The organism is Pseudomonas sp. 10C3 (genome assembly GCF_036346185.1).
GTDB lineage: Bacteria > Pseudomonadota > Gammaproteobacteria > Pseudomonadales > Pseudomonadaceae > Aquipseudomonas.
Window position 1 is genome coordinate 1 of sequence record NZ_JASJVE010000094.1, and the last position, 320, is coordinate 320.

At 60.9% G+C, this 320-nt stretch carries 1 protein-coding gene; it reads right to left on the minus strand.

Annotation, left to right across the window (positions count from 1 at the left end; genetic code table 11):
- On the minus strand, window positions 1-320 hold a 320-nt coding region (locus QN399_RS26275; protein ID WP_330201937.1), incomplete at both ends, for an immunoglobulin-like domain-containing protein.

Sequence of the window (320 nt, forward strand, 5' to 3'; positions counted from 1 at the left end):
TTACCGTTGGACACCCCGGTCACGCTCAGGGTGGTCGGACCGGCATCCTTGTAGACGTCGTCTGCCGGCGCGGCAGCCGTAAAGGTAGCTGATGTGGCGTTGGCCTTGATGGTGACGTTATCACCATTGGACAGGGTCAGAACCAGGTCAGTCTTCGGTGCATTGGCCACTGAGACGGTGTAGTGAATCGTGCCGCCTTCGGCCACGGTGTTGGACGCGGTCAAGGTGACGGCGGTGGTGTTAATGGTGTCGGTAACCGCCGTGGTTGCCGAAGCCTTACTCAGGTCCAGGGCTTCCAGTTGACCGTCCTGGCCATCGGC